14 protein-coding genes and 1 tRNA gene are annotated in these 16199 nt (G+C 41.9%); 10 read left to right on the forward strand and 5 right to left on the reverse strand.

The features are described 5' to 3' along the window. Positions 1-125: 125 nt before the first annotated feature. The 4 genes from EDC44_RS10735 to potA form a co-directional block, all read right to left on the reverse strand. Complete coding sequence (locus EDC44_RS10735; RefSeq protein ID WP_131978685.1) at positions 126-1229, reverse strand: extracellular solute-binding protein; 1104 nt, start codon at positions 1227-1229, stop codon at positions 126-128. A gap of 131 nt (positions 1230-1360) precedes the next feature. Further along, complete coding sequence (potC, locus tag EDC44_RS10740; RefSeq protein ID WP_131978688.1) at positions 1361-2128, reverse strand: spermidine/putrescine ABC transporter permease PotC; 768 nt, start codon at positions 2126-2128, stop codon at positions 1361-1363. Beyond that, entirely contained in the window at positions 2128-2985 is an 858-nt protein-coding gene (potB, locus tag EDC44_RS10745; protein WP_131978691.1) for a spermidine/putrescine ABC transporter permease PotB, read from the reverse strand. Before potB ends, potC begins: the two co-directional genes overlap by 1 nt. Then, complete coding sequence (potA, locus tag EDC44_RS10750; RefSeq protein ID WP_131978694.1) at positions 2969-4090, reverse strand: spermidine/putrescine ABC transporter ATP-binding protein PotA; 1122 nt, start codon at positions 4088-4090, stop codon at positions 2969-2971. Before potA ends, potB begins: the two co-directional genes overlap by 17 nt. 214 nt (positions 4091-4304) lie before the next feature. Between potA and pepT the strand changes: the two genes are divergently transcribed. The 9 genes from pepT to truB all read left to right on the forward strand — a co-directional run bounded on the left by pepT (position 4305) and on the right by truB (position 12701). Beyond that, positions 4305-5549 carry a peptidase T gene (gene pepT / locus EDC44_RS10755; RefSeq protein ID WP_131978730.1) on the forward strand — a complete coding sequence of 415 codons (1245 nt, stop codon included), beginning with the start codon at positions 4305-4307 and terminating at the stop codon, positions 5547-5549. A 9-nt stretch (positions 5550-5558) separates the two neighbouring features. Further along, positions 5559-6281, forward strand: coding sequence for a BUD32 family EKC/KEOPS complex subunit (locus tag EDC44_RS10760; protein WP_131978697.1), 723 nt, complete (start codon positions 5559-5561; stop codon positions 6279-6281). Then, complete coding sequence (locus EDC44_RS13015; protein ID WP_165870258.1) at positions 6278-6421, forward strand: hypothetical protein; 144 nt, start codon at positions 6278-6280, stop codon at positions 6419-6421. The genes EDC44_RS10760 and EDC44_RS13015 overlap by 4 nt, the downstream gene beginning before the upstream one ends. Before the next feature lie 89 nt (positions 6422-6510). Continuing rightward, positions 6511-6587 (forward strand) — tRNA-Met (locus EDC44_RS10765). Positions 6588-6696: 109 nt separating this feature from the next. Beyond that, a complete protein-coding gene (rimP, locus tag EDC44_RS10770; protein WP_131978700.1) occupies positions 6697-7152 on the forward strand; it encodes a ribosome maturation factor RimP in 456 nt (151 codons plus the stop codon). A 23-nt stretch (positions 7153-7175) separates the two neighbouring features. Further along, complete coding sequence (nusA, locus tag EDC44_RS10775) at positions 7176-8666, forward strand: transcription termination factor NusA (protein ID WP_131978703.1); 1491 nt, start codon at positions 7176-7178, stop codon at positions 8664-8666. A gap of 15 nt (positions 8667-8681) precedes the next feature. Continuing rightward, on the forward strand, positions 8682-11162 hold the full coding sequence (infB, locus tag EDC44_RS10780; RefSeq protein ID WP_131978706.1) for a translation initiation factor IF-2: 2481 nt from the start codon (positions 8682-8684) through the stop codon (positions 11160-11162). A gap of 213 nt (positions 11163-11375) precedes the next feature. Beyond that, positions 11376-11774, forward strand: coding sequence for a 30S ribosome-binding factor RbfA (gene rbfA / locus EDC44_RS10785; RefSeq protein WP_131978709.1), 399 nt, complete (start codon positions 11376-11378; stop codon positions 11772-11774). A gap of 3 nt (positions 11775-11777) precedes the next feature. Further along, complete coding sequence (truB, locus tag EDC44_RS10790; protein WP_131978712.1) at positions 11778-12701, forward strand: tRNA pseudouridine(55) synthase TruB; 924 nt, start codon at positions 11778-11780, stop codon at positions 12699-12701. Positions 12702-12743: 42 nt separating this feature from the next. Here the strand turns inward: truB and rlmKL are convergent, their stop codons facing one another. Continuing rightward, a complete protein-coding gene (gene rlmKL / locus EDC44_RS10795; RefSeq protein WP_131978715.1) occupies positions 12744-14912 on the reverse strand; it encodes a bifunctional 23S rRNA (guanine(2069)-N(7))-methyltransferase RlmK/23S rRNA (guanine(2445)-N(2))-methyltransferase RlmL in 2169 nt (722 codons plus the stop codon). A gap of 378 nt (positions 14913-15290) precedes the next feature. Here rlmKL and EDC44_RS10800 point away from each other — a divergent pair, with 378 nt between their 5' ends. Continuing rightward, positions 15291-16193 (forward strand): OmpA family protein, encoded by a 903-nt coding sequence (locus tag EDC44_RS10800; protein ID WP_131978718.1) that lies wholly within the window; start codon positions 15291-15293, stop codon positions 16191-16193. Positions 16194-16199 lie beyond the last annotated feature (6 nt).

Raw genomic sequence — 16199 nt, forward strand, 5'->3', positions numbered from 1 at the left:
GAGAGAAAATTTTTGAGCATAGGCATTTCCTTTTCGATAGACCTATTAGAGCAAACCTCTAGATGTATGTCTAGAGGTTTGTCAGCGGTCTGAAAAGAGCCTTGCGGCTCTTTTCAGGATAAGGATTATTGTGCTGCTTTTAACTGTTGATAGTAGTTTTCATACAGTTGAACCGCATCGTCGCCCACATCGTCTTGCCAGTAGCTGTTGTTTAATACATCAGCTGTCGGATAGATGGCAGGATCTTCGGTTATTTCTTTTGGTAATAATGCCAGCGCTTCTTTGTTTGAAGTCGGGTAACCGATTTCTAAGGTTAATTTCGCTGAGGTTTCTTTACCTAACATGTAGTTGATGAGTTTGTGTGCCGCATCAACGTTTTTCGCATTTTTAGGAATGGCTAATGTGTCCACCCAAAGTACCGGACCTTCTTTCGGGAAAATCATATTCACCGGTGCGTTTTCTTTTTTCGCGATACGCACGGAACCGTTCCAGATTTGACCTAATTGCGTTTCACCGGAAATAAAGGTATTCGCCGGATTGTCGGAAGTAAAGGTTAATACGTTCGGACGTAATTTTAACAATTCTTCGTAAGCCGCTTTAATTTCAGCCGGATCTTTGGTATTTGGATCTTTACCCATTTTTAATAAAGCAATATTGAATACTTCACGAGCATCGTCCAATAATTGTACTTTGCCTTTGTATTCTTCTTTCCACAAATCACCCCAAGATGTGAATTGGCTGCCGTCGCCGTAAACATCTGTGTTAAATGCAATACCCGGAGCACCTAATAATTGTGGTAAAGAGTATTTGTTGCCTTTGTCGTAAGGTTTGTCCAACATATTCGGATCAAGCTCGGCGATTACCGGTAATTTGCTGTGATCTAATTCGGTTAACATACCTTCGCGAGCCATTTTAGACACGAAGTAGTTAGACGGTGCGATGATGTCATAGCCGTCGTTTTTACCGATTAGCTGTGCTTTCACTTTCGCATACATTTCTTCGTTAGATTGTAAGCTTGATTGAATGACTTTAATACCGGTTTCTTTGGTGAATTGTTCCAATAAACCTTCCGGTACATATTCCGTCCAAGTGTAAAGGTGCACCACTTGTTCTTTAGCCGGTTCTGATGCCGCAGGAGCGGAAGCCGCTACTTTGTCTTCTTTATCGTTACAACCGGTTACCACTAATGCAATTCCTGCTGCTGCAAAAAGACCTGCCCATTTTTTCATTCGTTTTATCTCCAATTAAGAGTGTCATAACAATCTCTTATCACATATTTGCTTGCGATAAGAAGTGATAAAAAACGCCCTGATGTCGTTCAAGGCGTATTGTATTGAGTATTTAACCGCTTGTGAAGTGATTATGACTCTTTTTTTGCAACTATTTGGCTTAACACCACTAATATCAAAGAGAAAATAATCATAATGGTGGCCAAAGCATTCACTTCCGGGGTTACGCCGGTTTTCACCAAAGAGAAAATCTTCAGCGGTAACACTTCATAATCCACTCCGGTGACGAAAGATGAAACCACGACATCATCAAGGGATACGGTGAAACTTAATAGCCAACCGGACACAATGGCGGGGAGTGCCAACGGCAGGATGATTTTGCGTAAAATCGTGATTTCGCTGGCACCTAAGTCTTTTGCTGCTTCCAACATTTTTACATCGAAGCCCTGCAAACGGGAGAACACCGCAATCACTACATAAGGCAAACAGAATGTCACATGAGCAAACAATAATGACCAGAAGCCTAATGATACGCCCACTAACATAAACAGTGCCAACAGTGATACTGCCATCACGATATCCGGCGACATCATTACGATAAACAGCATTCCGCCGACCGCTTGTTTGCCGCGGAATTTATAGCGATACAACGCAATTGCCGTCAATCCGCCGATAATGGTTGCCAAGGTTGCCGCGGCAAAGGCGATTGTAATGGAATGTACCGCAGATTGGATTAAGGTATCGTTATTCCACAAGCGTTCGTACCAGTTCCAGCTAAAGCCTTTCCAGGTTAAACCGTAGCGGTCTTCGTTGAACGAGTTACCCACTAAAATAATAATTGGGATATACAAATAAGCGTATACCACAAACATAAATACATTACGCAGTAAACGACTCATTATTCTAACTCCATTTTCTTATTCAACACTTTATTGGCTTTATAGTAAATAAAGATGAGTAATGCCATTAAAATCGTTAACGCAATACTGATTGTAGAACCGAATGGCCAGTTGCGGGACACTAAAAATTCGCTCTTAATCACGTTACCCACTAATAAGGCTTTTGAACCACCTAATAAGTCTGCCACATAGAACATTCCCATCGCCGGTAGCAATACCAATAAACAACCGGCCACAATGCCAGGCATGGTGAGCGGAATAATCACTTTAATAAAGCGTTGGAACGCATTGGCACCCAAATCTCTCGCTGCTTCTAATAAACGCCCGTCAATTTTTTCAATGGCCGAATAAAGCGGTAGAATCATAAACGGCAGCAGAATATATACCAAGCCGATAATTACCGCGACCTCGGTATTTAATACGCGAATCGGTTCATTGATTAAGCCTAAACTGATTAATGTATTATTCAAGATTCCTTTTACGCCCAAAAAGATTTTCATTCCGTAAATACGGATCAATGAGTTTGTCCAGAAAGGCAAAATCACTAAGAAGAGTAAAATCGGACGATATTTTTTGGGCACTTTAGCAATCATAAAAGCAAACGGATAGCCGATGATCAAACAGATAATGGTCGCCATGCCGGACATATACAGAGAATTCCACATCACTTGGGCGTACAACGGCTCAAACAAGCGTTTATAGTTGTCCAAGGTAAAGGTGAATTCAATAAAGTTACTGCTATCACGGGTTAAGAAACTGGTGACGAATACCAACAGGTTTGGTATCAACACAAAGAAAATTAACCAGGCAAAGATAACGGCAACGGTAATTCGCTGAAATTTACTCGTTGTTTTCATCGTTCAATACCACTTCCCAACGTTCAATCCAAGTCACAACAACTTTTTGGTTTAATGAGTGATCGATATTCGGATCGTCTTCATTAAAGAATTCGCTAACCAACACCATTTTACCGTTATGAGCCAGCTCAATGGTGGATTCTAAAGTCATGCCTTTGTAGTTACGTTCGCGCACATAGCCGATAATGCCGTTTGGTGATTGTTCATTGGCATCTAATTCGTCTAACTGAACGTCTTCCGGACGTAATAAAACATTTAATTTTTGACCGCTCTTCACCGGTAAATCAGAATAGATTTCACAGATACGGCCTTCTACGTTGGCTTTCAGGCGTTGTTCGTCGATACGCTCAATTACCGTAGCATCAAAAATATTGATTTCACCGATAAAGCGGGCAACGAATAAGTTTTTGGGTTCTTCGTAAATTTCACGCGGTGAACCGTCTTGTTCAATGTTACCTTTACGCAATAAAATAATGCGATCAGACATAGTCAAGGCTTCTTCTTGATCGTGCGTCACGAAAATAAAGGTAATGCCTAATTTACGCTGTAAGGCTTTCAATTCATTCTGCATTTGTTTACGTAATTTGTAATCAAGTGCGGATAAAGATTCATCTAATAATAATACTTTCGGTTTATTTACTACCGCACGGGCAATGGCGATACGTTGTTGCTGACCGCCGGAAAGCTGTGCCGGTTTACGATCTGCCATTTCTTCCAACTGAACCATACGTAGTGCTTCCATCACACGCGGCTTGATTTCATTGGACGGCACTTTTTGCATACGCAAACCGAATGCGACGTTTTCAAAAATCGTCATGTGCGGGAATAAGGCATAGCTTTGGAACACCGTATTAATATGGCGTTGTTCCGCCGGTACGTTAGTCACATCCGTACCGTCTAAAATAATTTGTCCCGCATCCAATTCTTCAAGCCCCGCAAGCAAACGTAAAACCGTGGTTTTACCACAACCGGACGGGCCGAGAATCGTAACGAATTCACCGTTATTAATGGTTAAGTTGAAATCATTAATAATGGTGTTACTACCATAAGATTTAGTGATCGAACGAAGCTCAATAATTGGCTTACTTTGAACTGAATTTTCCACTAGCTTTGGTTTTCTCCATAAATAGAATCAGTAGAAGTGAATCTGCAAAATACGCAGAAAGATATATATCGTTTCAAGATTCCGTATGATATAGTTTTCAGCTTGGAATTAAAAGCTATTAATTGATTTTTTAGACAAAAAATGCGACTATTTTTCTAATTTACTTATTTGGACAGAAGAGATAACAATGTCAACCCCTCAAACACAACAAACGATGCAACAAGTCATACAACAAAAAGATCGGCTATTGGAACGATTTTTAAATTATGTAAGCTATGACACTCAATCAAAGCCCGGTGCCAAAACATCACCGAGTTCGGCGGGGCAAAAAAAATTAGCCAAAGATTTAGCCCAAGAATTGACCGCACTTGGCTTGCAGGATATTGAAATCAGCAAACATTCGGTCGTAACGGCATTTTTACCCGCTAATCAACCGCACGCTCTAACCATCGGTTTTATTTCTCATTTGGATACATCACCGCAAATGAGTGGTAAAAACGTGCAGCCGGAAGTGATTGAAAACTATCGCGGCGGGGATATTGCATTAGGCATCGGTGATGAATTTATCAGTCCGGTATATTTTCCGTTTTTGCATAATTTTGTGGGGAAAACCTTAATTGTGACGGACGGCACAACCCTGTTAGGGGCGGATAATAAAGCAGGAATTGCGGAAATTATGACCGCACTTTCTATCTTGATTCAAAGTGATAGACCGCGAGCCAATATTTGCGTGGCATTTACCCCGGATGAAGAAATCGGTTTAGGTATGCAATTCTTTCCATTAGAAAGATTCCCTTGCGATTGGGCTTATACCGTTGACGGCAGCGAAGTGGGCGAGTTGGAATATGAAAACTTTAACGCCGCCAGTGCGAAAGTCACGATTCACGGACAAAATATTCATCCCGGTTATGCAAAAAACAAATTAATTAACGCGTTAACTTTGGCTTGCGAGTTTCAACAAGGTTTTCCGGTAGCCGAAACGCCGGAACACACGGAAGAAAAGCAAGGCTTTTATCATTTAAGCCGTTTTAGCGGCGATATTGAAAAAGTTGAGTTGGAATATATTATCCGCGATTTTGATGCGGAGAATTTCACTCAACGTAAAGCTTTTGTAGAAAAATGGGTAGCGGATTTCAATCGCCGGAAGAAATTGAAAAAACGCATCGAAGTGGAAATCAGCGATACCTACAAAAATATGTATGATACCGTGAAAACCGTGCCGCAATCCATTGAAATTGCCGATCAAGCCATGAAAAATTGCGGCATTACACCGCAGCATAAAGCTATTCGCGGCGGCACAGACGGGGCATGGTTGGCAGAAAAAGGCTTGGCTTGTCCGAATATTTTTACCGGCGGTTATAATTTTCACAGCAAACATGAATTGATTTCCTTGGAAGGCATGTTGGATGCGGTGAATGTGATTGTTGAAATTGCCGCACTTGCGGGAAAATCGGAGTAGTACAAATTTATGACTGAATTTCAGCAGTATGTCAGAGAATTAGTCACACAAAATCAGGGAAAACGAATTTTTAGTTTTGATTACAACGGTGTGAAATATTGGATTAAACAGCCCGAAGATGTAAAGGGCGTATGGCGATTATTAAAACCGCAAGGCATGGTTTCTTTTCACCATGAATTAGAGGTGTTAAAACAACTTACCGAACGGCAGGCTCCGATTGCTCGGTTGGTAATGTTTGATGATAATTTTTTTGTACTGCAAGATGCGGGCAGAACTGCAAATCAATGGATTGAAGATGAATCCGTAAGTGCGGTGCAAAAACAGCAAGTTTTAAATGATTGTGCGACCGCATTGGCGGAATTGCATAATAAAGCTATTATCCACGGTCGACCTGCCTTGCGGGATATTGCGTGGCAAAACGGCGAAGTACGTTTTTTGGATTTAGAATCCATTGTGCATAGCAACAATTTAAAATACAGCAAAATGCGTGATGTATTGGTATTCTTACACGGTTTATTCCGTTTTAAACTGATGACCGATGAACAGGTAGTAATGGCAATCGATCATTATGTTGCGGCGGATCAACAACAAATTTTACCGGCAGCATTCACATTATTGAAGAAGTTACGGTGGATTTATTATTTATTACTGCCGTTTAAGCCGATTGCTAAAATGGATTTGATAGCACTGTATCGGTTATTTGAATTTGGGCGGCATCGGAGTCAAATATGAAAAAATGGTTAATAATTCTTACATTATCCGCATTATTAGCGGCGTGCAGTTCAACCGACGTTGGAGGGAGTATCGGTGCCGGCGGCGGCAGTAACGGCGTTGGGGTCGGTTTCGGTATCGGCACGGGCATTCGCTTTTAAATGTTATTAAGTGCGGTAAATTAAACAAAAATTTTAACAAAACCTTGATATTTGCATTTTCCGCACGTATAATACGCCCATATTTCGGACGCGGGGTGGAGCAGCTTGGTAGCTCGTCGGGCTCATAACCCGAAGGCCGTCGGTTCAAATCCGGCTCCCGCAACCACTTTAATAAGAACTGCCCGAAGGGGCTTTTTTTATGGACAATTTGGATTAGATTAAAGTGGGCGTTAAGCCCTTTTTTTATATCTGAAATTTATTATTGGGAGGTTGTTTTGGCAACTTTGGAACAAAAATTACAGGATTTGTTAATAGCTTCCGTTGAAGATATGGATTGTGAGTTGGTTGGGATTGAATGCCAACGTACAGGTCGCTATTTAACAGTACGTTTATTTATTGATAAAGAAGGCGGTGTCACAGTGGATGATTGTGCGGATGTGAGTCGCCAAGTGAGTGCCGTGTTGGATGTAGAAGATCCGATCGCAGACAAATATAATTTAGAAGTATCTTCACCGGGTTTAGACCGACCGTTATTTACTTTGGCACATTATGAACGTTTTATCGGTCAGGATGTGTCGGTGCATTTACGAATTCCTATGGGAGATCGTCGTAAATGGCAAGGCAAATTGGACGCAGTCAACGGTGATATGATCACCTTAATCGTTGACGGGCAACCGCAAACTTTTGTGTTCGGTAATATTCAAAAAGCCAATATCGTTCCGAAATTTTAATTCAATTTAAGAGAGAAAACAGAATGAGTAAAGAAATTTTATTAGCGGCAGAAATGGTTTCTAACGAGAAATTATTACCGAAAGAAAAGATTTTTGAAGCATTGGAAAGTGCCATCGCACTTTCAACTAAGAAAAAACAAGAAAAAGATATTGATGTCCGTGTCGTGATCGACACCAAAACCGGTGATTTCCGTACATTCCGCCGTTGGGAAGTCGTGGAAGAAATGCACAATCCGTTAAAAGAAATGGAATTGGAAGCGGCAAGATTATTCGCTGAAGACGAAAATATTCAACTGGGTGATTTTGTGGAAGATGAAATCGATTCTATCGCATTCGACCGCATTACCATGCAAACCGCACGCCAAGTAATCAGTACCAAAATTCGTGATGCGGAACGTGCAAAAGTGGTCGAACAATTCCGTTCGCAAGAAGGTAAAATCATCACGGCAACCGTGAAGAAAGTATCGCGTGATAGTGTGATTTTAGATTTAGGCAACCAAGCGGAAGCGGTAATTTTACGCGAAGATATGATGCCGCGTGAAAACTTCCGTCCGGGCGATCGTGTGCGAGGTGTGCTTTATAAAGTAGATCCGGCAGCGAAAAATGCACAGCTATTTGTGACCCGTGCAAAACCGGAAATGTTAATCGAATTATTCCGTTTAGAAGTGCCTGAAATCGGTGAAGAATTAATTGAAATCCGCAGTGCGGCTCGTGATCCGGGATCACGTGCGAAAATTGCAGTGAAAAGCAATGACAGACGTATCGATCCTGTGGGTGCGTGCGTGGGTATGCGTGGTGCCCGCGTGCAGGCAATCACCAACGAGTTGGGCGGTAATGAGCGTATCGACATCGTATTATGGGATGATAATCCGGCACAATTTGTGATTAATGCTATGGCTCCGGCTGAAGTGGTTTCTATCGTCGAAGACGACGGAAAACGTACAATGGATATTGCCGTAGAATCTGTCAATCTTGCACAAGCCATCGGTCGTAACGGTCAGAACGTACGTTTAGCAACGCAATTGACCGGCTGGATATTGAATGTTATGACCACGGAAGAATTTAATGAAAAATACCAAGCGGCGAACGATAAAGTTATTCAACTGTTCGTTAACGAACTTGAGATTGACGAAGATTTCGCTCAATTATTAGTGGATGAAGGATTTACCACCTTAGAGTCCATCGCTTATACGCCAATGCGCGAATTAACGGAAATTGACGGTTTGGAAGATGAAGATTTAGTTGAAGAATTACAAAATCGTGCAAAAAACGCTTTCACCAAACGTAGTCTTGAGGAAGAAGAAGCGATTAAACAGGCGAATATTGAAGAAGCGTTATTGAATTTAGCCGGTATGAATCGTCATCTTGCATTGAAAATGGCAGAAAAAGGTATCATCACCTTAGAAACATTAGCAGAACAAAGCGTGGACGAATTAACCGAAATTGAAGAAATTTCCGCAGAAAAAGCAGGCGAACTGATTTTAGCTGCTCGTGAAATTTGTTGGTTTGCATAATCGGGGGAAAATGCTATGACAGAAAATACAAATGAGAAAAAAACGCTGAGTGTTGTCCGTAAACCGAAAGCAAATATCAATCATGGTCCTGCGGTCAAAAAAGTGCGTACGGTCAGCCGAGATGCAATTAAACGTGCAGAAGCTTCCGAGCAACGTGCAGCGGAAGAGCAAGCGAAAGCACAACAAGAAGCTGCCCAAAAAGCGGCTGAATTAAAAGCGAAACAAGAAGCGGAAAAAGCAAAACTGGCAGCGGATGAAGCTAAGCAAGAAACAACTAAAGCCAAAGCAAAAAGTGCGGTCGTTTCTGAGAAAAATTCCACTAAAGACAGTGCGAAAGATAAACGTCGTGCGGAAGAAGCGGAATTACGTCGTAAAGCGGACGAATTAGCTCGTCAAAAAGCGGAAGAGCAAGCCCGTAAAGCGGCAGAAGACGCTAAACGTTTAGCTGAATCGGCATCTGAGCATGAGCATGACAACAGTTCTGACGATTATTCCGATTACAATTTAACTTCACGCTATGCACAAGAAGCGGAGAGCGATGAAGAGCGTCGTAATGAAGGGCGTGGTCGTGGCGGCAAACAAAAAGTAGCCAAAGCGAAGAAAGGTGATCGTGAAGATTCCCGTTCGAATAAAAATGAACGTAGTGCGGATCGTCGTAACCAAAAAGATTTCAAAGGTAAAGGAAAAAATGCGAAAAAAGGTTCTGCACTTCAACAAGCCTTTACCAAACCGGCTCAAGCCGTAAACCGCGATGTGGTGATCGGTGAAACGATTACGATAAAAGAACTTGCGGATAAAATGGCGGTGAAAGCGACCGAAATTATCAAAACCATGATGAAAATGGGCGAAATGGTGACCATTAACCAAGTGATCGACCAAGAAACCGCACAATTACTTGCGGAAGAAATGGGTCACAAAGTGGTGTTGCGTAAAGAAAATGAACTTGAAGAAGCGGTAATGAGTGACCGTGATACCGATGCGGAATTGGTACAACGTGCACCGGTTGTGACCATTATGGGACACGTTGACCACGGTAAAACCTCTTTACTTGACTATATTCGTAAAGCGAAAGTAGCGGCCGGAGAAGCAGGTGGTATTACCCAGCATATCGGTGCGTATCATGTTGAAACTAATGGTAAAATGATTACCTTCTTAGATACACCGGGACATGCGGCCTTTACCTCCATGCGTGCACGTGGTGCGAAAGCCACGGATATTGTAGTGCTTGTGGTTGCAGCCGATGATGGCGTGATGCCGCAAACCATCGAAGCGATTCAACACGCAAAAGCCGCGGGCGTACCGATTGTGGTTGCAGTGAATAAAATCGATAAACCGGAAGCAAATCCGGAACGCGTAGAAACCGAATTGTTACAATATGAAGTGGTGGCAGAAAAATTCGGTGGCGATGTACAATTTGTGTATGTTTCTGCGAAAAAAGGTACAGGGGTTGACGAATTGCTTGATGCGATTTTATTACAATCCGAAGTGCTTGAATTAACCGCAGTGAAAGACGGTATGGCAAGCGGTGTGGTAATCGAATCTTACTTAGATAAAGGTCGCGGTCCGGTGGCAACTATTTTGGTTCAGTCCGGTACGCTGAACAAAGGCGATATCGTGCTTTGTGGTTTTGAATACGGTCGTGTGCGCGCAATGCGTGATGAAAACGGTAACGAAATCGAATCGGCCGGTCCATCGATTCCGGTAGAGGTTTTAGGGCTTTCAGGTGTACCGGCAGCCGGTGATGAAGCGACTGTTGTACGCGATGAGAAAAAAGCACGCGAAGTGGCATTGTATCGTCAAGGTAAATTCCGTGAAGTGAAATTGGCTCGCCAACAAAAAGCGAAATTGGAAAATATGTTCAGCAACATGGAAGATGGCGATGTTGCGGCATTGAACGTGATTGTGAAAGCGGATGTTCAAGGTTCCGTGGAAGCTATTTGTCAATCATTAAGCGAACTTTCAACAGACGAAGTGAAAGTAACCGTAGTGGGTTCCGGCGTGGGCGGTATCACTGAAACCGATGCAACTTTAGCAGCTGCTTCCAATGCGATTATTCTCGGTTTTAACGTACGTGCCGATGCTTCGGCTCGCCGCGTGATTGAATCTGAAAATATTGATTTACGTTACTATTCAATTATTTATGAATTATTAAATGAAATCAAAGCGGCAATGAGCGGTATGCTTGAACCTGAATTCAAACAAGAAATTATCGGTTTGGCGGAAGTGCGTGATGTGTTCCGTTCACCGAAATTCGGTGCAATCGCCGGTTGTATGGTAACGGAAGGTGTGATTAAACGTAACAACCCAATCCGTGTATTGCGTGATAACGTGGTGATCTTTGAAGGCGAACTGGAATCACTCCGTCGCTTTAAAGATGACGTGAATGAAGTGCGTAATGGTATGGAATGCGGTATCGGCGTGAAAAACTATAACGACGTCAAAGTCGGCGACCAAATTGAAGTCTTTGAAGTGGTTGAAGTGAAACGCAGCATCTAAATTGGGTGATATACCGCAGGTTTCATCCTCGGTTAAGTATAGTTGGGCTACTTTGTAGCCCTAATTTTTTGAATGAAAAAACATCATTTACAGCCCTGTACCAACGTGTTGGCTGTACAACAAATAGCCCTAAGTGCGGTAGAATTTTTCAAATTTCTATATGACTTTATGGTAGAATTCGGTATCGCAAAATTAATTAAAAGAGAATAAAAAATGGCAAGAGAATTTAAACGTTCCGACCGCGTGGCACAAGAATTGAAAAAAGAAATCGCGGTGATTTTGCAACGTGAAGTGAAAGACCCGCGTATCGGGATGGTAACCGTATCCGACGTGGATTTATCCGGCGATTTGGCTTATGCCAAAGTGTTTGTTACATTCCTGTTCGACAGTGATGAATTGGCTGTGCAAAATGGGATGAAAGCCTTGGAAAAGGCGGCACCTTATATCCGTTCCTTAGTGGGTAAAGCAATGCGTTTACGTATTGTGCCGGAAATCAGATTTTTCTACGACAGTTCATTGATCGATGGTATGCGTATGTCCAATTTGGTGACGAATGTGATTCGCCGGGATGAAGCCCGTCACGTGGATGATGAAACCGCGGATAAGGAATAATCAGTGTCAAAACCACGTAAACGCGGCCGCGATATTGACGGTGTGTTCCTACTGGATAAACCGCAAGGCATGAGCAGCAATGACATTATGCAAAAGGTCAAACGCTTGTTCCAAGCCAATAAAGCAGGACATACCGGTGCCTTAGATCCATTGGCAACAGGTATGTTGCCAATTTGTTTGGGCGAAGCCACTAAGTTTTCGCAATTTTTGCTGGATGCCGATAAACGTTATCTCGTTACCGCAAAATTGGGTGAACGCACGGACACTTCTGATGCGGAAGGGCAAATTGTACAAACCAGAGCGGTGAATGTGAGCGAGCAAAAAATTCTGCAAAGTCTACCGCACTTTCGCGGTGATTTAATGCAAGTGCCAACGATGTTTTCTGCTTTAAAACATCAAGGCAGGCCGTTATATGAATATGCCCGAGCAGGTATTACCGTAGAGCGGGAAGCTCGTCCCATTACCATTTTCGAGCTGAATTTTATTGAATATCAACCACCGTTCTTAACCCTTGATGTGCATTGTTCCAAAGGCACTTATATTCGCACCTTAGTGGATGATTTGGGCGAATATTTAGGTTGCGGTGCTCACGTCACCATGTTGCGACGCACGGCGGTATCCAGCTATCCTACCGCTGCAATGATGACTTGGGAACAACTGCAACAGTTGGCAGAACAAGGTGATTTAAACCAATTAGATCAATTACTTTTGCCTACGGATACCGCCGTTTCCAAACTGCCGGCATTATTGTTGAATGATGAACAGGTTAAAGCTATCGGTTTTGGTCAGCGGGTAAGATTTGGCAATCCGCAACAACTTAACGGCTTGGTACGATTGTTTAACAGCGATCAATCCTTGTTTTTAGGCGTGGCGGAAGTGGATAATAATAATGTCATCCGCCCGCAGCGGTTAGTGGTGCAACATTAATCACATAAAAAATGGTGCGATATAACCCGCACCATTTTTTGTTTAAGCCGTAATCACCCAACAGTTATGAATCTGCTTATTACGTTCAAAATCTAACGGCAGGGTTTTAGCGGAAATTTCCACCGCACTTAAACCCAGTTGTTGCAAACCATCGAAATCCATTTTGAAGCCCCGTTTATTGTTTGAGAATACAATAGTGCCGTTTGGTCGCAAAATCCGTTTTAAATTGGTCATTAATTTAATATGATCCCGCTGCACATCCCAGCTTTCATCCATCCGTTTTGAATTGGAAAATGTCGGTGGATCCACAAAAATCAAATCAAAAGTGCGGTCGCATTTTTCCAGCCATTGCAGGCAATCCGCTTGGATTAAGCGGTGTTTTTTCTCATCATCACAATCATTTAAAATCAGATTTTGTTCTGCCCAGTTTAAATAGGTGTTAGACATATCCACCGTAGTGCTGGACTTCGCTCCGCCTAATACGGCGTGCACAGTAGCAGAACCGGTGTAGGCAAACAGATTTAAGAAATCCTTGCCTTTCGCCATTTCACCCAACATTTTGCGGGTTAAACGGTGATCCAAGAATAAGCCTGTGTCCAAATAATCCGTTAAATTCACCCACAATTTTGCCCCGTATTCAGTGACATAAAAATAATCCCCTTTATTGGCTAATTTTTCATATTGGTTTGTGCCTTTTTGTTTTTGACGGACTTTAAGCACTAATTTATTGGTTTCCACGGCGGTCACTGCAAGGGTGACTGTGACTGCATCCAACAAACGCTGTCTGGCTTTGGTTTCATCAATATTTTTCGGGGCTGCATATTCTTGGACCACAATATGATCGCCATACCGATCTACCGCTAAATTATAATCCGGTAAATCCGCATCATATAAACGATAGGCATTTAAACCTTGCTGATTTGCCCATTTTTCGATTTTCTTGATGTTTTTCTGTAAGCGATTGGCAAAATCTTGTGCTACGTTGGTTTCTGTAGAAATTTTTAAATTTTCTACCGCACTTTTATTACCATTCTGAGTTTCTGCTTGAGCAAAAGTGCGGTGAGAAATATGATAATTTTTCTGCACACAGTCTAACGGACCGTTTTTGGCTTTAAATTGACGATGAGAACGCAAACGTAAGCAATCGAGCAATGCCGGTTCACCGCTGAATACAGACACATTCCAATCGGCAAATTGTTCTTTCAAGCGATTTCCGAACACCGAATATAACGCAATTAATGCCGGCGTTGTGCCTAAACGTTCGCCATAAGGTGGGTTACAAATCACCGTACCGCATTCATTGCTTTCCGAATCCAGCGGATTTTTCAGCGCAGCCACATCCCCTTGTTTAAATTTAACCAAATGTGCCACGCCGGCATTTTGTGCATTTTTTTGCGCTTTTTGTAAGACGCGATGATCAAGATCATAACCGTAAAAATGCGGCTGCGGATTGTGCTGTAACTGTGCTTCGGCGAGTTCAACGGCAGCCGATTTCACTTTATTCCAAGCTTCTTGATTGTGTCCTAACCAATGATCGAATCCCCAATGCAAGCGATGTAATTGCGGCGCGATTTTGGCTTCCATTTGAGCCGCTTCAATGAGCAATGTACCGGAACCACACATCGGGTCAACCAACGGCGTGCCGAATTGCCAACCGGAACGCAGCACAATAGCCGCTGCTAAGGTTTCCCGCAAGGGGGCTTTGCCCGCCTCCTCGCGATAACCGCGTAAATGTAGGGCATCGCCACTTAAATCTAAAGACACCACTAATTCATCGCGATTTAAATAGGCGTGAATACGCACATCAGGATAATCTTTATCCACTGCCGGACGGGCTTTGCCGCTGCGTTCAAAGTAATCCACAATGCCGTCTTTCACTCGCATTGCACCGAATTGAGTGTGGCGAATTTCTTGGTTCGTGCCGTTAAAATCCACGAAAAAGTTGGATTTTTCACTAAAAATTGCCGACCAATTATAGTTTGTAATCATCGAATATAAATCTAAATCGCTGTAAATTTTGGTGGTGATTAAAGGGAATAAAATACGCGAAGCCAAACGTGACCAAAGTAACGTTTGATATTGGGTTTCATCGTTTGCTTGAAAATGCACACCGCCTTGGGTGATTTTACATTCAGTCGCACCGAGTTCGGTAAGTTCGACTTTTAACAGTTCCTCAAAACCGCGGGCAGTGGTGGCAAAAAGTTGTTTCATAGTGTTTCTCTATTAATAATTTTTTGCAGATTATAACAAAAAAGTGCGGTGAGTTTTTGAGAAATTTTTATGGTTACAAACTAGCCGGTAAAACAACTTGTTTTCAGTTGATTAACACTTAATTAACATTTTGATTTTAAATGTATTTATAAATGTAAAGTATTGTAAATGCACTCTATTCAGTGTGTTTTTTATTCTAAAATCTCGTTGGGGAGATAAGAGGTCTAATGAGTTAGAGTCTTTCTCTGAATTTTTTGAACATGTAGTAGTAATAATAAAGATTGAAGCATTAAATATTCGTTTTTTATTTCGTGATAAGCGTTTTTGTTACTGCATTTTATTTTTCCAATTTAACATAACCAAATAGTGGAGATAACAATGAAAAAAGCCTTGTTGGTTGTTTCAGTTGCATTGGCTTTAAGTGCTTGTTCCTCGCCTCGCGGAGAAAATCAAGCACTTGAAAAATGGCAGAATTACGGGAAACCGACTATATCAACTTCTGAGCTGGCTGAAAATCAGACATTAGCAGTATTTTATCGTAAAGATGACATTGCAAGTTCAGAAGCGGTAGATGTGTTTATTAATGGTGATTATCAGGCATCACTGGTTCCTAACAGCGTTACTTCAATAGCCGTTTGTGCGGCAAAACAATTATTTACCGGTTCATTTAATAAACAGAATACTTTTGGTAATCGTGTCAAAGGTGCTACTCATATTTTGCCGGTAAATGAAATTGCCTATATTAGAGTATCCCTAGCTCGCGATGGTAATTTTATGTTTACGCGAGTGGAAGAACAACAAGCAAAACAAGAGATGATTAATTTCCCACAGGCTGCACAAACGATTTCTCGTGTATCGGAAAGTAAATGCGGTACGCCGGTACTTTCTAATTTTGAGCTTTCTGCGAATGCGTTATTTCCATTAAATGGTTCATCATACAATTCGATTTTACCTTACGGCAAAGACAAAATTAATGATTTGGCTCAGCATCTAAAAACATTACCTCAAGAAAAAATTAGCGATGTTCAAATTCAAGTGAGTGGTTATACGGATTCATTCGGCTCGGAGCAATACAATTTAAAATTATCACAAAAACGGGCTGATACGGTAAAAGAGGCGTTGGTTAGAGCCGGTGTCACGTTACCAATGACTGCTGTCGGCTATGGTGAGAAAGATTTAGCTATTAGTAACTGCTCTACATTACATAAAACTAAAAAAGCAATTATCGAATGTAATGCCCCGAATCGTCGTGTAGATGTGACAGTTTACGGTAAGAAATAAATTTAG

The sequence above is a fragment of the Cricetibacter osteomyelitidis genome (assembly GCF_004340985.1).
Lineage (GTDB): Bacteria > Pseudomonadota > Gammaproteobacteria > Enterobacterales > Pasteurellaceae > Cricetibacter > Cricetibacter osteomyelitidis.